The organism is Micromonospora sp. WMMD967, assembly GCF_029626165.1.
Classification (GTDB): domain Bacteria; phylum Actinomycetota; class Actinomycetes; order Mycobacteriales; family Micromonosporaceae; genus Micromonospora; species Micromonospora taraxaci.
On sequence record NZ_JARUBK010000001.1, the window covers coordinates 1,579,051 to 1,599,487 of the forward strand.

Annotated in this window: 18 protein-coding genes; 15 read left to right on the forward strand and 3 right to left on the reverse strand. The window is 71.0% G+C overall.

The window, feature by feature from the left end; all coding sequences use genetic code 11:
* Nucleotides 1–176: 176 nt before the first annotated feature.
* Both serC and O7631_RS07510 read right to left on the reverse strand, forming a co-directional pair.
* Nucleotides 177–1,304 carry a phosphoserine transaminase gene (gene serC, locus O7631_RS07505; RefSeq protein ID WP_278143606.1) on the reverse strand — a complete coding sequence of 376 codons (1,128 nt, stop codon included), beginning with the start codon at nucleotides 1,302–1,304 and terminating at the stop codon, nucleotides 177–179.
* Between the two features lie 202 nt (nucleotides 1,305–1,506).
* Nucleotides 1,507–2,613: a citrate synthase 2 gene (locus O7631_RS07510; protein ID WP_278143607.1), complete on the reverse strand. Its 1,107-nt coding sequence runs from the start codon at nucleotides 2,611–2,613 to the stop codon at nucleotides 1,507–1,509.
* 279 nt (nucleotides 2,614–2,892) lie between these two features.
* Here O7631_RS07510 and pdxH point away from each other — a divergent pair, with 279 nt between their 5' ends.
* From pdxH to O7631_RS07545, 7 genes are all read left to right on the forward strand, one after another.
* Nucleotides 2,893–3,522: a pyridoxamine 5'-phosphate oxidase gene (gene pdxH, locus O7631_RS07515; protein ID WP_278147872.1), complete on the forward strand. Its 630-nt coding sequence runs from the start codon at nucleotides 2,893–2,895 to the stop codon at nucleotides 3,520–3,522.
* On the forward strand, nucleotides 3,519–4,817 hold the full coding sequence (locus O7631_RS07520) for an MFS transporter (protein WP_278143608.1): 1,299 nt from the start codon (nucleotides 3,519–3,521) through the stop codon (nucleotides 4,815–4,817). The genes pdxH and O7631_RS07520 overlap by 4 nt, the downstream gene beginning before the upstream one ends.
* An 18-nt stretch (nucleotides 4,818–4,835) precedes the next feature.
* Nucleotides 4,836–5,765 carry an aldose 1-epimerase family protein gene (locus O7631_RS07525; protein WP_278143609.1) on the forward strand — a complete coding sequence of 310 codons (930 nt, stop codon included), beginning with the start codon at nucleotides 4,836–4,838 and terminating at the stop codon, nucleotides 5,763–5,765.
* Complete coding sequence (locus O7631_RS07530; RefSeq protein WP_278143610.1) at nucleotides 5,765–6,367, forward strand: nitroreductase family protein; 603 nt, start codon at nucleotides 5,765–5,767, stop codon at nucleotides 6,365–6,367. Before O7631_RS07525 ends, O7631_RS07530 begins: the two co-directional genes overlap by 1 nt.
* Nucleotides 6,368–6,554: 187 nt before the next feature.
* Complete coding sequence (locus O7631_RS07535; RefSeq protein WP_030329612.1) at nucleotides 6,555–6,860, forward strand: type II toxin-antitoxin system VapB family antitoxin; 306 nt, start codon at nucleotides 6,555–6,557, stop codon at nucleotides 6,858–6,860.
* 44 nt (nucleotides 6,861–6,904) lie between these two features.
* Nucleotides 6,905–8,068, forward strand: coding sequence for an acyl-CoA dehydrogenase family protein (locus O7631_RS07540; protein WP_278143611.1), 1,164 nt, complete (start codon nucleotides 6,905–6,907; stop codon nucleotides 8,066–8,068).
* A gap of 99 nt (nucleotides 8,069–8,167) precedes the next feature.
* Nucleotides 8,168–8,977, forward strand: a complete 810-nt coding sequence (locus tag O7631_RS07545) for a DUF4230 domain-containing protein (protein WP_278143612.1) — start codon at nucleotides 8,168–8,170, stop codon at nucleotides 8,975–8,977.
* 227 nt (nucleotides 8,978–9,204) lie between these two features.
* Here the strand turns inward: O7631_RS07545 and O7631_RS07550 are convergent, their stop codons facing one another.
* Nucleotides 9,205–9,414, reverse strand: coding sequence for a PspC domain-containing protein (locus O7631_RS07550; protein WP_030329606.1), 210 nt, complete (start codon nucleotides 9,412–9,414; stop codon nucleotides 9,205–9,207).
* Between the two features lie 744 nt (nucleotides 9,415–10,158).
* Between O7631_RS07550 and O7631_RS07555 the strand changes: the two genes are divergently transcribed.
* The 8 genes from O7631_RS07555 (at nucleotide 10,159) to O7631_RS07590 (ending at nucleotide 20,421) form a co-directional block, all read left to right on the forward strand.
* Complete coding sequence (locus O7631_RS07555; protein ID WP_269681390.1) at nucleotides 10,159–11,529, forward strand: L-serine ammonia-lyase; 1,371 nt, start codon at nucleotides 10,159–10,161, stop codon at nucleotides 11,527–11,529.
* Nucleotides 11,530–11,600: 71 nt separating this feature from the next.
* Entirely contained in the window at nucleotides 11,601–12,428 is an 828-nt protein-coding gene (locus O7631_RS07560) for an ABC transporter permease (protein ID WP_278143613.1), read from the forward strand.
* A gap of 1 nt (nucleotide 12,429) precedes the next feature.
* Nucleotides 12,430–13,176 carry an ABC transporter ATP-binding protein gene (locus O7631_RS07565; RefSeq protein WP_269681388.1) on the forward strand — a complete coding sequence of 249 codons (747 nt, stop codon included), beginning with the start codon at nucleotides 12,430–12,432 and terminating at the stop codon, nucleotides 13,174–13,176.
* A gap of 41 nt (nucleotides 13,177–13,217) precedes the next feature.
* Nucleotides 13,218–15,134, forward strand: coding sequence for a DUF5941 domain-containing protein (locus tag O7631_RS07570; RefSeq protein WP_278147873.1), 1,917 nt, complete (start codon nucleotides 13,218–13,220; stop codon nucleotides 15,132–15,134).
* A gap of 15 nt (nucleotides 15,135–15,149) precedes the next feature.
* Nucleotides 15,150–17,360: a bifunctional glycosyltransferase family 2 protein/CDP-glycerol:glycerophosphate glycerophosphotransferase gene (locus O7631_RS07575; RefSeq protein WP_278143614.1), complete on the forward strand. Its 2,211-nt coding sequence runs from the start codon at nucleotides 15,150–15,152 to the stop codon at nucleotides 17,358–17,360.
* Between the two features lie 120 nt (nucleotides 17,361–17,480).
* Nucleotides 17,481–18,782, forward strand: a complete 1,302-nt coding sequence (locus O7631_RS07580; RefSeq protein WP_278143615.1) for an ABC transporter ATP-binding protein — start codon at nucleotides 17,481–17,483, stop codon at nucleotides 18,780–18,782.
* A gap of 94 nt (nucleotides 18,783–18,876) precedes the next feature.
* Nucleotides 18,877–19,893 carry a hypothetical protein gene (locus O7631_RS07585; RefSeq protein ID WP_278143616.1) on the forward strand — a complete coding sequence of 339 codons (1,017 nt, stop codon included), beginning with the start codon at nucleotides 18,877–18,879 and terminating at the stop codon, nucleotides 19,891–19,893.
* 63 nt (nucleotides 19,894–19,956) lie between these two features.
* Nucleotides 19,957–20,421: a DUF4442 domain-containing protein gene (locus O7631_RS07590; RefSeq protein ID WP_278143617.1), complete on the forward strand. Its 465-nt coding sequence runs from the start codon at nucleotides 19,957–19,959 to the stop codon at nucleotides 20,419–20,421.
* Nucleotides 20,422–20,437 lie beyond the last annotated feature (16 nt).

Genomic DNA, 20,437 nt, shown 5'->3' on the forward strand with positions numbered 1-20,437 from the left:
TCCGTCCCGCTTCGCTGGCCGCACGCCACGAGTCGGCCACCCAGGCGTCTCCGACCACCGTACGCGCATCTGCCTCGGGGTGGGGGAAGCGACACCCCGCATGTCGTGACTGAGCTGCGGCGATGATCACGGTCGGTGTCCGTGGAGGCCGCCACGGACACCGACCGTGACGAAGCTCAGAGTCGCTCGACCACGTAGTCGATGGACGCGGTCAGCGCCTCGACATCGGCCGGCTCGACGGCCGGGAACAGTGCCACCCGGAGTTGGTTGCGGCCGAGCTTGCGGTACGGCTCGGTGTCCACGATGCCGTTGGCGCGCAGCGCCTTCGCGATGGCCGTGGCGTCCACCCCGTCGGCGAAGTCGATCGTGGCGACCACGTTGGAGCGCAGTGCCGGGTCGGTCACGAACGGGGTGGCCACCGTGGAGCGTTCCGCCCAGCCGTACACCGTGGCGGCGCTCTCGGCGGTGCGCTTCGCCGCCCAGGAAAGGCCGCCCTGCGCGTTCATCCAGTCGGTCTGCTCGGCCGCCAGGAAGATGGTGGCCAGCGCCGGGGTGTTGTAGGTCTGCTCCAGCCGCGAGTTGTCGATCGCGGTGACCAGGTCGAGGAAGGCGGGGATGTAGCGCCCGGACGCCTTGATCTCGGCGGCCCGGTCGAGCGCGGCCGGTGACATCAGGGCCAACCAGAGGCCACCGTCGGAGCCGAAGCACTTCTGCGGGGCGAAGTAGTAGACGTCGGTCTCACCGACGTTGACCTCCAGGCCACCCGCGCCGGACGTCGCGTCGACAAGCAGCAACGCGCCCTCGTCCGCGCCGGCCACCCGGCTGATCGGGACCGCCACACCGGTCGAGGTCTCGTTCTGCGGCGTCGCGTACGCGTCCACGCCGGACTCGGCGACGAGGGTCGGCGCGCTGCCCGCCTCGGCCTTGCGGACCGTCGGCTCGCCCAGGAACGGCGCGTCCTTCACCGACTTGGCGAACTTGGCGCCGAACTCGCCGAAGCTGGCGAACTGGGCCCGGTCGCGGATCAGGCCGAAGGTGGCGACCTCCCAGAACGCGGTGGTGCCACCGTTGCCGATCACGACCTCGTAGCCCTCGGGCAGCGAGAAGAACTCGGCGATGCCGGAGCGCAGCCGGGCCACCTGGTCACGGACCGTCTTCTGCCGGTGCGAGGTGCCCAGGTAGCTGGTCGCGACCTCGGCCAGCGCGGACACCGCCGCGGGACGGACCTTGGACGGGCCGCAGCCGAAACGTCCGTCGGCGGGCTTGATCTCATCGGGAATCCGGATGGTCGGTGCGTCAGCCACGGTCTTCAAGATCCTTCCACAAGGGCGAGGGCGGGCCCGGCGACACTGCCGGCCCCCATCCTCGCACCCGGACCGATCGGTGGAAGCCGGGCCCCGGCGGGCAGGTCTGAGGCCTTCGCCACACCTCGACGTCACCTCCGCCCGGCGTAAAGCAAAGGGCCCCCGGTCGACGCTCGGAGTCGACCGGAGGCCCTTCCACAACTCAGACGCCGTGCGGGACCGCGCCCCAACCCTCGACGTCGGACGGCTTGCGGGTCTCCGGGCCGACGTAGCGGGCGGACGGGCGCACCAGCCGCTGGAGGCGCTTCTGCTCCAGGATGTGCGCGCTCCAGCCGCCCATCCGCGCGCAGGTGAACATCGAGGTGAACATGTGGGCAGGCACCTCGGCGAAGTCCAGCACCACGGCCGACCAGAACTCGACGTTGGTGGCCAGCACCCGGTCCGGGCGGCGGGCCTGCAACTCGGCGAGGGCGGCCTTCTCCAGCGCCTCGGCGATCTCGAAGCGCGGCGCGCCCAACTCCTTGGCGGTGCGCCGGAGCACGCGGGCACGCGGGTCCTCGGCCCGGTAGACGCGGTGGCCGAAGCCCATCAACCGCTCGCCACGATCGAGTACGCCCTTGACGTAGCCCTCCGCGTCGCCGCTGCGCTCCACCGCCTCCAGCATGCTGAGCACCCGGGACGGGGCGCCGCCGTGCAGCGGGCCGGAGAGGGCGCCGATGCCGGAGGAGATGCAGGCGGCCGCGTCCGCGCCGGTCGAGGCCACGATGCGAGCGGTGAAGGTGGACGCGTTCAGGCCGTGCTCGGCGGCCGAGATGAAGTACGCGTCGACGGCCTTCACGTGCCGCGGGTCGGGCTCACCGCGCCAGCGCTTCATGAACCGCTCGACGATGGTCTGCGCCTTGTCGATCTCCTTCTGCGGCACCGCCGGCAGGCCGAGGCCCCGGGCGGACTGGGCGACGAAGGAGAGCGCGGTCACCGAGACCCGGGCCAGATCCTCGCGGGCCTGCTCGTCGGAGATGTCCAACAGCTGGCTGAGCCCCCAGTACGGGGCCAGCATGGCGACCGCGGACTGCACGTCGACGCGGATGTCACCGGAGTGCACCGGCACCGGGAACGGCTCCGCCGGCGGCAGGCCCGGCCCGAACCGACCGTCGACCAGCAGCGCCCACACGTTGCCGAACGACACCTGGCCGATCAGATCCTCGATGTCGACCCCGCGATAGCGCAGCGCGCCACCCTCGCGGTCAGGTTCGGCGATCTCGGTCTCGAAGGCGACGACGCCCTCCAGCCCGGGTTTGAAGTCGGCCATGTCGCTCTCCTGGATCTGGTCGGTGCGCCCGAACAGCTCATCCGGCCTGGTCGGCCGAGCGCCTTAGGCGACCCTCAGGGATGTGTTCGGAACATCTTGCCTGCTGAGTAAGGGATACGCGACCCGCTGCGACTGTGCCGCACGCGACATCCCCGGGCGCGCAATCTCCGCTGGACTCGGTGAGACTGGGCAGTGCGGGCTGGCCAGCGCGGGAGGGCGCCGGCGAGCGCGCCGAGAAGGAGTGGGGACGTGACGGGTGACACACCCGCCCCGGCTGCGATGCGTAACGAGTACGCCGCGGACCTGGGCCTGACCGAGGCTGACCTGGCCACCGACTGGCACACCCAGTTCGACGGGTGGTTCGCCGACGCGGTGGCCTTCGGGCTACCCGAACCCAACGCGATGGTGGTGGGCACCGCGGACCCGGCCGGTCGGCCGAGCGGCCGCACGGTGCTGCTGAAGGGGTACGACAGGGAAGGCTTCGTCTTCTTCACCAACCACCTGTCGCGCAAGGGCGTCGAGGCGTCCGCCAATCCGTACGCCAGCCTGGTCTTTCCGTGGTTCCCCATGCAGCGTCAGGTGGTGGTCGCCGGGCGGATCGCGCCGGTCGACCGGGCGACGAGCGAGGCGTACTTCGCCAGCCGGCCGCGCGGCTCCCAACTGGGCGCCTGGGCCAGCCCACAGTCCCAGGTGGTGTCGGGCCGGTCGGTGCTGGAGGAGCGCTACCGGGAGGTGACCGAGCGGTTCGCCGGCGCGGCGGAGGTCCCGACCCCGCCGCACTGGGGCGGCCTGCGGGTGCACCCCGAGTCGGTGGAGTTCTGGCAGGGCCGGTCCGGCCGGTTGCACGACCGGCTCCGCTTCCGCCGCCTCGACGAGGGTGGCTGGGTCGTCGAGCGGCTGGCGCCGTGACAGGTGTGCAGGAGGCCCGGCCGCGCGGAGCGCGCCGCTGGGCGATCGACGTACGGCCGCTGCGCGTGCCTGCGTACCGGCGGCTGTGGCTCGGCAACACGGTGGCGATGTTCGGCTTCCAGTTCACCGCCGTCGCGGTGCCGGTGGAGATGTACGCCCTGACCCGGGACTCGTTCTGGGTGGGTCTGCTGGGCGTGGCGGCCTTCGTACCGTTGCTGGTCTTCGGGCTCTGGGGCGGTGCGGTCGCCGACGCGCGCGACCGGCGTGCCGTGCTGCTCGGTGGCTCATTGTTGCTTTGGGCATCCACTCTCGGGCTGCTGCTCCAGGCGGTGCTGGACGTCGGCAGCCCGGTGCTGCTGTTGGCGCTGATGGCGGTGCAGTCGGTGGCGTTCGCGATCAGTTCGCCGGCCCGCAGCGCGATGCTGCCCCGCCTGGTGCCGCAGGACCTGGTGGCGTCCGCCACCACCCTGAACTACACGACCTTCACCGCCGCCTCGGTGGCCGGGCCGCTCGCCGCCGGCCTGATCCTCTCCGCGTCGCCGGACACCGCCGTGGTCCTGCCGATCGCGTACGGGTTGGACGCGGTGCTGTTCACAGCGATGCTCTGGGCCGCGCTGCGACTGCCCAAGCTGCCGCCCGAACCGGCCGAGGACGGTCAGGTCCGCCGGGCCGGCCTGGCCAGCGTCGTCGACGGATTCCGTTACCTGGCCAGCACACCCGTGCTGCTGCTGTCCTTCGGTGTGGACCTGATCGCGATGATCCTGGCCATGCCGAGGGCGCTGTTCCCGGAGATCGCCAACGAACGGTTCGGCGGCGGCGGGTCGGTCGGCCTGCTCTACAGCGCCATCGCGATCGGCTCGATGCTCGGCGGCCTGACCTCCGGCTGGATCGGCCGACTCCGCCGGCAGGGCGTCGGCCTGGTGCTCGCGGTGGTGGGGTGGGGCCTGGCGATCGCCGCGGCCGGCCTCGCCCACCAGCTCTGGCTGATGGTGCTCCTGCTCGCCGCGGCCGGTGCCGCCGACCTGATCAGCGCGGTGCTGCGTCAGTCGATGCTGCTGGTGTACGCCCCGGACCGGATGCGCGGCCGACTCCAGGGCGTCAACACGGTGGTGGTGGCCGGTGGTCCACGCCTGGGTGACCTTCGGGCCGGCACGATGGCGGCCGGTTTCGGCGGCGGGGTGGCCTGGGTGGCTGGCGGGCTCGCCTCGGCGGTGCTCGTGGTGGTGCTCGCCGTCGCGTTCCCGGCGTTGCTGCGCTACCGGGCGGCGACGGCGTCGAGCGGCGACCGGACGTGACCGGTTAGGGTCGCCGACATGGAAAGCCCCGATCAGCGCCCGTTCTCCGGCGCCCAGTGGACCATCTCCGCCGCCGGCCACGAGGCCGTCATCGTGGAGGTGGGCGGCGGGCTCCGGACGTACCGGCACGACGGCGTCGACCTGGTCGACGGATACCGGACCGACGAGGTCAGTCCGGGCTGCGCCGGACAGGTGCTGGCGCCCTGGCCGAACCGGATCCGCGACGGCCGCTACTCGTTCGGGGAGCGGACGCACCAGCTGCCATTGACCGAGCCGGAGCGGCACGTGGCCATCCACGGCCTGGTCAACTGGGTGCCGTGGCGTCTGCTGGAGCAGTCCGAGGACGCGGTGACCGTCGGCTACGACCTTCCGCCGCAGCCCGGTTACCCGTGGCCGCTGCGGCTGCTCAGCCGGTGGAGCGTCGGCGCGGACGGGCTGCGCGTCGAGCACGAGGTGACCAACACCGGCGAGGAGGCCGCGCCGTTCGGCTTCTCCGTGCACCCGTACCTGCAACTGCCGGGCGTCGCGGTCGACGACCTGGTCATGCGGCTGCCGACCCGTACCCGAATGCTGGTGGACGGCCGGTTGCTGCCGGTCGGCGTGACACCGGTGGCCGGGACGGAGTACGACTGGACCGGCCCGCGCCGGATCGGTGCCGCCGAGCTGGATCTGTGTTTCGGTGAGGTGATCCGTGACGCCGACGGCGGCTCGTCGGTGAGCCTGGCCGCGCCGGACGGTTCGGCGGGGGTCAGCATCTGGGCGGACGCCGAGTTCGGCTGGTGGCAGGTGTTCACCGGGGACGCCCTCGTCGGTGACCGGCACCGCCGCTCGGTGGCGATCGAGCCGATGACCTGCCCGCCGGACGCGTTCCGCTCGGGTCGGGACCTGCTCACTCTCAAGCCCGGTACGACCTGGCGGGGTGCCTGGGGCATCCGGCCCGGGGCCTGATGGAGTTCGCCGAGGTCGTCCGGCGTCGGCGGATGGTGCGCAACTACGACCCGGACCGCCCGGTCCCGACCGACGTGGTGGACCGGCTGCTCGACCACGCGGTCCGGGCACCGTCGGCCGGCTTCGCCCAGGGCTGGGGTTTCCTGGTCCTGGACGAGCCCGCCGACCGGGAACGGTTCTGGGCCGCCACCACACCCGAGGGCGGTGGGCGGGAACGCTGGCTGGTCGGTATGCGCCGGGCGCCGCTGATCGTGGTGCCGCACGCCAACGAGTCGGCCTACCTGCGGCGGTACGCGGAGCCGGACAAGGGGTGGACGGACCAGTCCGTCGACCGCTGGCCGGTGCCGTACTGGCACGTGGACACCGGCTTCGCGGCGCTGCTGATGCTGCTCACCGCCGTGGACGAGGGGTTGGGAGCCTGTTTCTTCGGCATTCCGCCGCAGCGGTTGGCCACCTATCGTCAGGCGTTCGGCGTGCCGGAGGAGTACCAACCCGTCGGTGCCGTCACAATCGGTTACCGAGCGGCCGACCATAGGTCACCATCGCTGCGTCGGGGACGTCGTCCGATGGACGAGGTGGTGCGGCGCGGCCGGTGGAGCTGAGCGCGCCGTCCTGTTTGTCCGCTTGAGGATCGGACGACCGGTAGTGAAACTGACATCAGGGAGCGAAACGCAGCGTGCGGTGGGCGGCTAGGCTGGCACGGTCATCGGTGCCGCGCCGCGCGGTGCCCGCCGCGGCCCGGCTCGGCGCCGTCGGTCGGCCCGGCCACGGGGAGGGGAGCGTGCCGTCGTGATCTTCAGAGCGGTCCGGGACGGGCGTCCCTATCCGGAGCACAATCTGACGCTCAAGCAGTGGGCGGAGATTCCGCCCCGGCCACTGCGCCTGGACCAGATGATCACCACCAAGCGTGAGCTGGCGCTCGACAAGCTGCTCGCCGAGGATTCGACCTTCTACGGTGACCTCTTCCCGCACGTCGTGCAGTGGAACGGTGGGCTCTACCTGGAGGACGGGCTGCACCGCGCGCTGCGCGCCGCCCTTCAACAGCGCAACCAGATCCACGCCCGGGTGCTGGTGCTGTCCGAGCCGATCGAGTGACGAGCCCTTCTGTCGCGCGCTGAGCCTTCGTTAAGGTGGCGTCCATGACCGCTCCGCTGGACCTGCTCGACCTGGACCCGTCGCTCACCGACGAAGAGCGGCAGATCCGCGACGTCGTCCGCCAGCTCGTCGACGACCGGGTACGCCCGCACGTCGCCGACTGGTACGAGCAGGGCCAGGTGCCGGCCCGCGAACTGGCCCGGGAGTTCGGCAAACTCGGCCTGCTCGGCATGCACCTCACCGGCTACGGCTGCGCGGGCGCCTCCGCCGTCGCGTACGGGCTGGCCTGCCAGGAACTGGAGGCCGGCGACTCCGGCCTCCGCTCGCTGGTCTCGGTGCAGGGTTCGCTCGCCATGTACGCCATCTGGCGCTACGGCAGCGAGGAGCAGAAGCAACGCTGGCTGCCGTCGATGGCCACCGGCGAGGCGATCGGCTGTTTCGGTCTGACCGAGCCGGACCACGGCTCCGACCCCGCCTCGATGACCACCCGGGCACGACGCGACGGCGACGACTGGGTGCTCACCGGCGCCAAGATGTGGATCACCAATGCGCCGATCGCCGACGTCGCGGTGATCTGGGCGCGCACCGACGAGGGAGTGCGCGGCTTCGCCGTACCCATGGACACGCCCGGTGTCACGGCCCGCGAGATCCGCCGGAAGATGTCGCTGCGCGCCTCGATCACCGGCGAGATCGCGCTCGACGACGTCCGGCTCCCGGCGGACGCCCGACTGCCCGAGGCGAGCGGGCTCAAGGCACCGCTGAGCTGCCTCACCGAGGCCCGGTACGGCATCGTCTGGGGCGCTGTCGGCGCCGCCCGTGACTGTCTGGAAACCACACTGGCGTACGCGGGCACCCGCACGCAGTTCGGCCGTCCGCTCGCCGGGTTCCAGCTCACCCAGGCCAAGCTCGCCGACATGGCCGTCGAGCTGGTGAAGGGGCAACTCCTCGCACTGCACCTGGGTCGGCTCGCCGACGCCCACCGGCTGCGGCCCGACCAGGTCAGCGTGGGCAAGCTGAACAACGTGCGGGAGGCCCTGGCCATCGCACGACAGTGCCGCACCATCCTCGGCGCCAACGGTGTCTCCGGCGAATACCCGATCATGCGGCACGCCAACAACCTGGAGAGCGTGCTGACGTACGAGGGCACGTCCGAGATCCACCAACTCGTCGTGGGACAGCGGCTCACCGGGCTCTCCGCGTTCGCCTGACCTGCCCGTTTGTGCTTTCCGGGCGCTCGGCGCGCGACTGTCGCACGGGGGCCGTACCGTCATTGACAGACGACGTGTCTGACAAGGACGGTGAGCGTGATGGCCCGCGACGCTGGCACCAACGAGCCCACGAGGGAGTTCCCCGGTTACCCGACCGGTGACAACCTCAAGGAGCGGTCGGCCGCGACACCCGAGCCGACCAGTGACACACCGGGCGACGGCTCCGGAGGCTTTGACGGCCCCGGCAGCCCGGCGCCTGGCGGCGGCGGTGGGGCGGCCCGAGGCCTGCTCCTGCTGCTCGGCGCCGCCGCGCTGGCCGTGGTGGTGCTGCTCGGCATCCAGGCGACCGGCTTCCTGCCGGAGTTCCGCAACCCGTTCGCCAAGGAGCAGACCGACCGCAGCCAGCCACCGCTGCTGAAGTCGATCCAGGACCTCAGCCGCTACGTCGCCGCCGAGGGCAACTTCCAGGTTGTGGTCGACACCCAGAACGACCGGCGCAACGTCCCCGACTTCCTGCTCAACGAGCGCACCCTGTTCGTCGGGGCCGGCAGCGTCGAGGCGTACGTCGACTTCACCAAGATCGGTGACGGGGCGATCGTCCAGTCGGCCGACGGCAAGTCCGTCGAGATCAAGCTGCCGGCGCCGCAGCTCGGCGAGACCAACCTCGACATGGACAAGAGCTACGTCTTCGCGGAGCAGCGCGGTCTGCTCAACCGGCTCGGTGACCTGGTCGGCAACGACCCCAACCGGCAGCAGCAGGTCTACAAGCTCGCCGAGGAACGGATCACCGCCGCCGCCCGCGACAGTGGTCTCTCCGCCCGAGCCGAGGAGAACACCCGCAAGATGCTGGAGGGGCTGCTCCGCTCTCTCGGCTACCAGCAGATCACGGTCACCTACATCGCTCCCTGACCTGCTCGACCCGCATCCAGCAGAGCGCCCGCCCCGACTCCCGTCGAGGCGGGCGCTTCCGCACGTTGCGCCCGCACCCCACGCCCCGCGCGCCTTCACGCCGCGCGCCCCGCGCCGCCCGTCAAGATCCGCGCAACATCAGGGATGTTGGTGCCTCGGGAGGCCGGGAGGCAGCAACATCCCTGATGTTGCTGCCGGACCCGGCGTCGGAGGGGTCTGGGGACGGATCAGTGGCCGGTGGAGGCCAGGTAGCGGTCCTCGTTCGGCATGAGCACCCAGAGGATCAGGTAGACGATCACCTGCGTGCCGGGCAGCAGCAGGGACAGCAGGAACAGCAGCCGGACCATCCCCGCGGACATGCCGAACCGTCGACCGAGGCCAGCGCAGACACCGGCGAGCATGCGCCCCTCGCGGGGCCGGACCAGTTTGCGACTCATCGTCGTACTCCCACTCTGCGGCGGTGCGCCGCGTCTGCAATCCACGGTAGAAGGGGGTGACCAGCTCGCCCTCGGTCGCGAGGAGGAGTGGCAACCCGTGGACCCGTAGGTGCATTACCCGGGCATCCCCTTGCTGACGCCTCCCGAGCCCACCCGTCGCCGGCCACCCGTCGCCGGCCACCCGTCTCGTGCGCGCCGCTCAACTGCACGGCCTCTCCGAACTGATCGCCCGGTCGTCGCGCCACGGGCCGGCGCCGAGTGCGAGCGTGTGCTTTGGAGTTGATGTCGCAAACGATTCAGCGTCTGGCAGGAAGATCGCGTTCGATCCTGGTTGTAGTGGCACCGACCGCGCGCTGACACCACCAGATCCTGGGTCGAGCACGATCTTGAAGGCGAGGGCGAGGGCGAGGGCGAGGGCGGAGGGCGGCAGGTGGCAGGTGGCGGGCCGGGCGGGCGAGTGAGTGACCGGGCGGCGACGAGGCGGGCGACCCGGCGACAAGGCGGCGAACCGGGCGAGTGAGCGGCCGGGCGACCGGGTCGGTGAGCGTGGGGCGGGAGATGGTGATCGGGCGTTCACGTCCCGGACCAGGTGGGCTGTGAGCTGGGCGGGTAGGCTGGCAGATCGGCCATCCACACCCCGGATGGCCGCAACCCACACCCCGGGCGGTCACGAACGGGGCCGCCTACCGGTGGCCACGACCCGGCCGGTTCCGTACGCCGGGACGACGGCGAGGAAGCGCAGCCATGATCAGTGTTTTCGACCTCTTCAGCGTCGGTATCGGGCCGTCCAGTTCGCACACCGTGGGGCCGATGCGGGCGGCGCGTACGTTCGTCGGCGGTCTCAAGGCCGACGGGTTGCTCAGTGACGTCGCGCGGGTGCAGGCCGAGTTGTTCGGCTCGCTGGGGGCCACGGGGCACGGCCATGGCAGTGGTCCGGCGGTGCTGCTCGGGTTGGCCGGCGAGTCGCCGGAGACTGTCGACACGGACACCGTCGGTCCTCGGGTCGAACGGATCCGGGCCGAGCGGCGGATCAGCATCCTCGGCGCGCACGAGATCGATTTCGACCCGGACCGGGATCTGACGCTGCACCGCCGCCGGTCGCTGCCGTACCACCCGAACGGGATGACCTTCGCGGCCTTCAATGCGGCCGGCGAGGAGGTCAGGACCCGCAGCTACTACTCCGTCGGTGGCGGTTTCGTGGTGGACGAGGCGGCGGCGGGCGCGGACCGGATCAAGCCGGACAGCACGCAGGTGCGGTACCCGTTCCTGACCGGGGCGCAGCTCCTCGACGTCACGTCCCGCACCGGCTTGTCGATCAGCGAGGTGATGCTGGCCAACGAGCGTTCCTGGCGCAGCGAGGCGGACATCCGGGCGGGCCTGTTGGAGATCTGGCGGGTGATGCGGGAGTGCGTGCAGCGCGGTTGCGAGCGCGACGGCGTACTCCCCGGGGGGTTGAAGGTCCGGCGGCGCGCGGCGGAGCTGCGGCGGGGCCTGGAGGCGGACGCCGGCACGACCGACCCGTTGCACGCGATGGACTGGGTGACGTTGTTCGCGCTCGCGGTCAACGAGGAGAACGCCGCGGGCGGCCGGGTGGTCACCGCGCCGACGAACGGCGCGGCCGGGATCATCCCGGCGGTGCTGCACTACTACAGCCGCTTCGTCGAGAACGCCGATGACGACGGCGTGGTGCGGTTCCTGCTGACGGCCGGTGCGATCGGGGTGTTGTTCAAGGAGAACGCCTCGATCTCCGGCGCGGAGGTCGGCTGTCAGGGTGAGGTCGGTTCGGCGTGTTCGATGGCGGCGGCGGGGTTGGCGGAGGCGCTCGGCGGCACCCCGGAGCAGGTGGAGAACGCGGCCGAGATCGGGATGGAACACAACCTCGGGTTGACCTGTGACCCGGTGGGTGGCCTGGTGCAGATCCCCTGCATCGAGCGGAACGCGGTGGCTAGCATCAAGGCGATCACGGCCGCCCGGCTGGCGCTGCGCGGCGACGGTGTGCACAAGGTGTCGCTGGATAAGGTCATCAAGACCATGCGGGAGACGGGCGCCGACATGAAGATTAAGTACAAGGAGACGGCGCGTGGCGGTCTGGCCGTCAACGTGATCGAGTGCTGAGCCCGGTCGATTCGGGGCATTCGTTCACCGACTGCTAACCTGGCGTCCGTTTCAGGAGGCGGGAGGCTGCGGTGACCTCTGGCGTCGCGGCCCTGTGGTCGCACCGCAACTCGCTGCGCATCCTGGTCAGACGGGACCTGGCGGTCAAGTACCAGCAGTCGGTGCTGGGCTACTTCTGGTCGTTGATCGAGCCGCTCGGCATGGGCGCGATCTACTGGTTCGTGTTCGGGGTGCTCTACTCCCGCGACACCGGTCGGCACCTCGGCGAGGCCGCCGAGTCGTACCCGTTGTTCCTGATCACCGGGATCTTCGCGTGGATGTGGACCAGTTCCGCGCTGAGTGAGGCGACCAACGCGCTGACCGGCCAGTCCCGGCTGATCACCACGATGAACGTGCCGCGTCAGGTCTTCCCGATCGGCCGGGTCACCGGCCGGTTCGCCGAGTACGCGGCCGGCCTGCCGATCCTGATCGCGATCGCGGTGATCTACGCGGCGCACGGTCGGATCCATCCCGGTTGGTCGTTGCTCTCCCTGCCGCTGGCGGTGCTGGTCCAGGCCGTCCTGCTGACCGGGCTGGCCCTGCTGCTGTCCGCGTGGAACGTGCTGATGCGCGACGTCGAGCGGTTGATGCGGTTGATCATTCGGGTGCTCTTCTACGCCACGCCGATCATCTACCCGCTCAGCCTGGTGCGGGAGTCCAGCCTGCCCGACTGGGTGAAGGTGGCGTACGAGCTGAACCCGCTGGTCGGGATCTTCCAACTGCACCATGCGATCTGGTACCCGGACGAGTTTCCGGACGCCCGGCTGCTCGCCACCACTGTTGTCGGCAGCCTGCTGGTGCTGACCGCCGGTTGGTGGTCGTTCCGTCGGTTGGAGCCCGCCGTGCTCAAGGAACTCTGACGTGGCCGCCCCGATCATCGAGGCCGACGGGCTGGGCATCCGGTTCGTCCGTAACCGTCGCCGTCAGCTGCGGCTGCGCGAGTTGTTCATCCATCGCGGGAAGCGCGGTGCGCTGCCCGGCCAGTTCTGGCCGCTGCGGGACGTGTCGTTCACCGTCGAGCCCGGCGAGACCGTCGGGGTGATCGGCCGTAACGGCACCGGCAAGAGCACTCTGCTGCGGTTGATCGCCGGGGTGCTCATCCCGGACGAGGGCGACATCCGGGTGCACGGCGCGGTGGCGCCGTTGCTGGAGTTGTCCGCCGGTTTCTCCAACGACCTGACCGGGCGGGAGAACCTGCACCTGGTCGGTGGGCTGCACGGGCTGTCGACGGGCTACCTGAAGCGGCACTTCGACGAGATCGTCGAGTTCGCCGGTGAGCAGGTGGAACGGGCCATCGACACGTCGGTGCGGCACTACTCGTCGGGCATGAAGGTGAGGCTCGGTTTCGCGATCATCTCGCACCTGCCGCACCCGATCCTGCTGATGGACGAGGTGACCGCGGTCGGCGACGCGGAGTTCCGCAAGAAGTGTTACGCAACGATTGATCGTCTGCTCGGGGAGGGGCGCACGCTCGTGTTGGTGTCACACAACGAAAAGGACCTGACCCGGTTCTGTCGTCGGGGGTTGTACCTCGACGCGGGCCGGTTGACGCTCGACGGCACCATCGCCGAGGCGCTCGACGCGTACCACGCCGCGGTCCAGCGGTGACGCTCGCGATCGTGCTCGCCGCCGGGTCGCCGGCGGCGGGCCTGACCACCGCGACCGGGGAGCCGCTGGCCGACCGTCTGGCCGCCCAGTTGCGCCAGGCCGGGGCGACCGACGTGCGCTTCGCGGCCACCCTCGACGAGGTGGGCACGCTGGTCGCCGACGCCAGCGCCCCGGTGCTGGTCACCGGCACCGACCTGGTGGCCCACACCGCCGTACTGCGGCACCTGGCCACCAGCCCGGTGGGGCCCACGGTGGCGCTGGTGCTCGGCGACCCACCGGTCCCCGGGCGGGCGGCCGTCCGGGAGGAACGCGGTCAGGTGGTCGACGCCGGCGCGCTGGACGCCCTCGACGGGGACGCCACGGGCGTGTTCGGCGGCGCGCTGCGGGTCGGCGTGGACGACCTGCCGACCCTCGCCGCCGCCGCACGGGCCGCTGCGGGTGGCTCCGGGGCCGCGGTGGACCGGCTCTTCGCGGGCCTCGCGGCGCTCGGCACCCTGATCTTCGCCCAGCGGGTACGCCTGCTCGTCGCCCGCCGGGTCGAGAGCGCCGACGAGCTGACCGCCGCCGAGGCGGCGGTCACGGCTGTGGACGAGGACCGGGCCGAGCTGCGGTTGTCGGTGAAGGAGAAGGACGACTTCTTCTCCACCTACTTCGTCAGCACCTGGTCGCCGTACCTGGTCCGGTTGGCGGCCCGGCTGCGGCTCACCCCCACCGGGGTGACGGCGATCTCGGTGCTGTTCGCGCTGGCCGCGGCGGTGCTGTTCGGGGTCGGTGGGCGGCCCGCGCTGGTCGGTGGCGCGGTGCTGCTCTACCTCGGGTTCGTGCTGGACTGCGTGGACGGCCAGTTGGCCCGCTACACGCGGAACTTCAGCGCCTGGGGTGGCTGGCTGGACACGATGGCGGACCGGGCGAAGGAGTGCCTGGTCTACGCCGGGCTCGGCTTCGGGGTCAGCCACGCCGGGTTGGGCAACGGCTGGGCCCTCGCCATTGCCGCGATGACCTTGCAGACCGTCCGGCACATGACCGACACCTGGTACGGGGTGCTGCACGACGAGGCGGCCCGCCGACCCCGGACGACGACGGGTGCCAGCGGCGGGATCGGTGACCGGCTCAACGCGGCGTCGACCCGGGTGCAGGCCGACACCGGGTCGTTGTCGTACTGGCTGAAGCGGACCGTGGTCTTCCCGATCGGCGAGCGGTGGGCGCTGATCGCGCTGACCGTGGCGCTGTTCAACCCGCTGGTCAGCCTGACCGCGGTGCTGGTGTGGGGGGTGCTGGCGTTCGCGTACACCGGGGCGCTGCGCACGTTGCGGGCCCGCTGGATGTGGGTGCCGGTGCTGGACACGGTCGACACCACCCTGCACCGCGACGACGGCCCGTTGGCCCGCCTGCTGCCGGTGGTCCGCCCGATGGGGCCGCTCACCCTGGCGGTGATCGCCGCGCTCGGCCCGGCGGTGCTGCTGGTCGCGGCGCTGCTGACGGACACTCCGGACGGGCTGCGCTGGGCGGTGCCGGTGGCGCTCCTGGTGCTACTGGTCGGTGGTCTGGGTGCGGGGGCGGCGCACAACGGTCCGCTGGACTGGCTGGTCCCCGCCGCGTTGCGGGCCGCCGAGTACCTGTTCGCCATCGCGGTCGGGGTGGTCGGCGGAGTGCCGGGTTGGCTGATCTTCGGGTACGTCTTCGTGCTCACCGTGCACCACTACGACCTGACCGCCCGGCTGGAGAAGCGGCAGGCGGCACCGCCGTTGCACGCGGCCACGCTGGGCTGGGAGGGGCGCTCGGCGCTGCTGGCCCTGACGGCGATTGTCGGCGTGGCGGGTAGCGGTCTGGCTACACTCGGTGCGTACCTTCTCGTGCTTTTCGTGGTGAGCGTCGTCCTGGCCTGGTTCGTGCGACCGGCCCGTAGCGCGCGGGCGTCGGTTACGCCGGTGGGCGCTGGAGGTGCCGCGCCGCGCTGACGGAGGGACGGCCGGATGACCCTGATCAGCTTCGTGGTGCCGGCCTTCCGCGTGCAGGGCTACCTGCGTGAGTGCCTGGACTCCGTCCTCGGTCAGCCGGAGACGGACATCGAGGTGATCGCCGTCGACGACTGCTCGCCGGACGCCAGCGGCGACATCATCGACGAGTACGCGGCCCGCGACCGGCGGGTCCGTCCGGTTCGCTTGCCGGAGAACGTCGGCCTCGGTCCAGCCCGCAACATCGGGTTGGACCGGGCCGTCGGCGAGTACGTGTGGTTCCTCGACGGCGACGACTGGCTGACCCCGGAGTGCCTCACCGAGGTCGCCGAGCGGTTGCGGGCGACCCGCCCGGACGTGCTGCTGGTCGACCACGTGCGCACCCACTGGAACGACACCGCCACCCGCAGCGCGATGGCCGAGGTGTTTCCGGAGTCGCCCGGCCCGGAGACGTTCCGGCTGCGGGACCGGCCGGAGGCGATGCACCTGCTGCACACCGCGTGGAACCGCCTGGTCCGCCGGGAGTTCCTGGTCGACCTGGGCCTGCGCTTCGCCCCCGGCTGGTACGAGGACGTCTCGTTCAGCTATCCGGTGCTGATGGCGGCGCAGCGGATCGGCGTACTCGACCGGGTGTGCGTCAACTACCGGCAGCGCCGCGCCGGCGCGATCACCCGGACCCGCGGTGACCGCCACTTCGAGGTCTTCCCGCAGTGGCATCGGGTCTTCCACCTGATGGACGAGTGGGGGCCCGCGACGGACGCTCTGCGGCCGGTGGTCTTCGAGCGGATGATCTGGCACTACCTGACGGTGCTCGGCAACGGTCAGCGGATCGCCCCGGAGCTGCGGGAGACGTTCTTCGCGCAGATCACCGCCGACTACGAACGGTGGTTGCCGCCGGGCGGCTATCCGGTGCCGGACGGGGTGGAGGGGATCAAGCACCGGCTGGTCGCCTCCGGCCGTTGGCGCACGTTCAGCGCGTTGCGGACCGCCAGCCGGGCGCGCGACGTCGCCCGCCGGCAGGCCCGTACCGCCCGCCGGCGGGTCGGCCCGGTCGCGCGCCGCGGTGCCCGGCTGACCCGCGACGGGTTGCTGCGTGAGTACTACCGGGCCGAGTTGCGACGGCCGGTCGATCCGACGCTCGCGGTGTACGCCGCGTACTGGTACCGCGGATACTCCTGCAACCCGGCGGCGATCTACGAGGTCGCCCGCCGGTTGGCGCCGGGGGTGCGCGGGGTGTGGATCGTGCGTCGGGACCGGGTGGACGCCGTGCCGGCCGGGGTGGAGTACGTGGTGGCCGGCACGCCGGCGTACTACCGGGTGCTCGCCCGCGCCCGGTGGCTGGTGAACAACGTCAACTTCCCGGATTTCGTGCGCAAGCGACCAGAGCAGGTGCACCTGCAGACCCACCACGGCACCCCGGTGAAGGTGATGGGCCTGGACCAGCAGCGCTACCCGATCGGCGCAAGCGGGATGGACTTCGCCGGGCTGTTGCGCCGGGTGGACCGCTGGGACTACAGCGTCAGCGCGAACAGCTTCTCCACCCAGATGTGGGACCGGGCGTACCCGGCCACGTACACGACGTTGGAGGTGGGCTACCCCCGCAACGACCGCCTGGTCACGGCCGGCCCGGAGGAGGTGCGCCGACTGCGCGCCGAGTTCGGCGTCGGTCCCGACGAGCAGGTCGTGCTGTACGCCCCGACGCACCGTGAACACCTCCCCGGCTACCGGCCGCCGTTCGACCCGGATCGTTTCGTGCGCGCGCTTGGTGACTCCGGTCGGCTGCTGATGCGCAGCCACTACTTCCACGACCGGGACCGGCGTCCCGGTCGGCCGATGGACTGGGAACGGGTTCGTGACGTCAGCGGTTATCAGCGGGTGGAGGATCTCTATCTGGTCGCCGACGTGTTGGTGACCGACTATTCGTCGGCGATGTTCGACTACGCGGTACTCGACCGGCCGATCGTGCTCTACGCCCCGGACTGGGAGGCGTACCGGTTGGCTCGGGGGGTCTACTTCGACGTGACGGCCGAGCCGCCCGGCGCGGTGGCCACCACCTTCGGAGACCTGGTCGACGTGTTCCGCAGCGGCGAGGTGCGATCGGACGCCGCGAGCAAGGCCCGCGAACATTTTCGCAGTCGGTTCTGCACATTGGACGACGGGCACGCGGCGGAACGGGTCGTGCGTCAGGTTTTCCTGGGGGAGCCGAGCGAGCGCTCTTCGCGCTGTTGATCGCTTGTGTCGTGTAATAGCAGCGTCATCAACCAAACATGAGACGTTTACCCGATGTGCGAATCGAATGATCCTGGTCACAGTCTCTGGGTCGGCAGGGACTAGCTGGGGGGGACGACGGTGAGCACCGTCACGCTCAAGGATGTCAGCAAGGTCTTCAGGGACGGCACACTGGCCGTCGACAGCATCAATCTCGATGTGAACGACGGCGAGTTCATGGTGCTCCTCGGGCCGTCCGGCTGCGGCAAGTCGACGGTGCTGCGGATGATTGCCGGCTTGGAGGACCCGACCCAGGGCGCGGTCATGCTCGACGGGGAACTGGCGAACGACCTGCCCCCACGGGACCGCAAGATCGCCATGGTCTTCCAGGACTTCGCGCTCTACCCGCACATGACCGTCGGCGACAACATCGCCTTTCCGCTGCGGTTGGCCGGGGTCGAGCCGGAGCCGAGGGGCGAGCGGGTCAGCGACGTGGCGAGTGCCCTGGGCATCGGTGACGTGCTGGCCCGCAAGCCGGGTCAACTCTCCGGCGGCCAACGGCAGCGGGTGGCGATGGGCCGGGCGATCGTCCGGCGACCCGGTCTGTTCCTGATGGACGAGCCGCTCTCGAATCTGGACAGCGGTCTCCGCGCGGAGCTGCGCGCGGAGATCTCGGGCCTGACCCGGGAGTTGGGCGTCACCACCGTCTACGTCACGCACGACCAGGCCGAGGCGCTCACCATGGCCGACCGGGTGGCCATCATGCGTCGTGGCGTGCTCCAGGACGTGGGCACACCCACCCAGGTGTACGGGCGGCCGGCGACGCTCTACGTGGCCGCCTTCCTGGGCAGCCCGCGGATGAACCTGTTGGAGGCGTCGGTCTACGTCCACCTCGACCGGTACGTCACGCTGAACCTCGGTGAGCAGTCGCTCTACCTGCCCTGGAACGACATCCGCAGCAGGGCGGTGGCGCACTACCACGGTGAGCGGATCGTGGTCGGCATGCGGGCCGAGGCGCTCACTCCGGTCTCCCCGGACAGCCCCGGCGACGTGCTGCGGGGGCGGATCCGCTACCTGGAGCACCACGGGCACGAGTCGTTGGCGTTCCTCGACATCGGCGCGACCGCGATCATGGTCGACGAGATGGGCGCACCGCTCGACCCGCCACCGGTCGGCCAGCGTGGTCTGCGCCGGTTCGGATCGGTGATGCAGCGGCTCACCGGCAAACCGGTCGAATCGCAGGCACCCGCGGTTGGCGGCGGCGCGCAGACCAGCGTGCTCCCCGACCCGGGCCGGCACCACCGTCGCCCGGCGGAGTTGGCGGTGCGGCTGGCGCCGTATCCGGCGGTCAGCGCCGGTCACCCGCTCGCCGTCTCGGTCCGGATGGACGCGCTGCACTTCTTCGACGAGCGCGGCGCCCGAATCGACGTGGGTTGGCGCTGACGACTCGCCGGGACGGGGTGGCGGGCCAGCCACCTGGTGTCCTACCGTCTGCGCACCCAGTCCACTGTGCAAGACCACCGAGAGGGGTGCATCCGTGTCGGGTGACCGTCCCAGTCCGCTCGTCATCGAGCGCATCCTGCGGGATCGCGCGGGCATCTGGCAGCAGATCGTGGCCGAGGGTGACCTCAACGCGCTGACCGGGCGGATGCTCGCCAGCTCCGCCATCGCGCTGGCCTGCTACGGCGCGGTGCTGGGGGCCTTCCACAGCCCGCTGATGGCGCTGACCTCGGCGCTGAAGCTGCCACTGCTGTTCCTGGTCACGCTTGCCATCTGCCTGCCCACGCTCTACCTGTTCAACCTGGTCTTCGGCGCCCGGCTCTCGGTGCGGCAGTCGTTGGCGCTGGTGATGGTGGCGATCACGGTCACCTCGATGCTCGCTGTGGCGTTCGCGCCGATCAGCCTCTTCTTCCTGATCACCGCGCCCGACTACGGGTTCTTCAAGCTGCTCAACGTGGCGATCCTGACCCTGTCGGCGCTGGTCGGGCTGCGCTTCCTGACCGGCGGGATGCAGGTGCTCAACGACCACGGCCTGCTCGCGCCGGAGGCCACCAGGACCCAGGCCGACGCGTACGCCCAGGTCAACGTCCCGGCCCAGGCCGTGCCCGCAGCCGTACCGGCCGACCCGGCCCCGACCGCGGCGCCGGTCGCCGTTCCGGCTGCCGAGCCGGTGGCTGTGCCGGCTGGGGCTGTGCCGGCTGGAGCCGCAACGGCCGGGTCGACCTCGAACGGTGCCGCGGCGACCCCGCCGGTTCCGGCGCAGCCGAGCGGTCAGCCGACCGTCGCCGCGATCCCGCCCGGCATGGTGCCCCCCGGCTACGGGCCGGTGCAGCGCCCGTGGGAGCGGCCGCCGGTGCGGCGCGGCGAGCCGACCCAGCGGCCGGCGAGCATGACCCTGCTCTACATCTGGATCCTGCTCTTCGGTTTCGTCGGCACCCAGCTGGCGTGGACGCTGCGCCCGTTCTTCGGTGACCCGGGCCAGGATTTCTCGTTCTTCCGCAGCATCGACGGCAACTTCTACGCGGAGATCCTGCGCACGATCGCCAACCTCTGACGAGCTGCCGTTACCGGGAAATCGCTGGTTGCCGCCCTGGTTACCGACGAGTAGCGTCAGGACATGACCATCGACTCCCGCCAGGTGGCGGCCGGCATGCTGCAAGCGGTGCCCTTCGCCCGTACGCTCGGCCTCGAGTTCGTCGAGGTGGCGCCCGAGGCGGAGGGCGGGGTACGAGCAGTCGTCCGGCTGCCCGACTCGCCAGCCACCCACAACCACGTCGGCGGCCCCCATGCCGGTGCCATGTTCACCCTCGGTGAGACAGCCTCCGGCGCGGTCGTCATGGCCGCCTTCGGGCAGTTGCTCGACCGGGCCGTGCCGCTCGCCGTCCGGGCCGACATCGCCTACCGCAAGCTCGCCATGGGCGCGGTGCTGGCCACCGCGCGGCTGGGCCGGCCGGCGCTCGAGGTGATCGAGGAACTGGAGTCCGGCCAGCGGCCCGAGTTCCCCGTGGAGGTGGAGATCGCGACCGAGGAAGGCAAGCCGACCTCGGCGATGACCGTGATCTGGACGCTACGGCCGAACTGAACCGAACCGGGCCGGG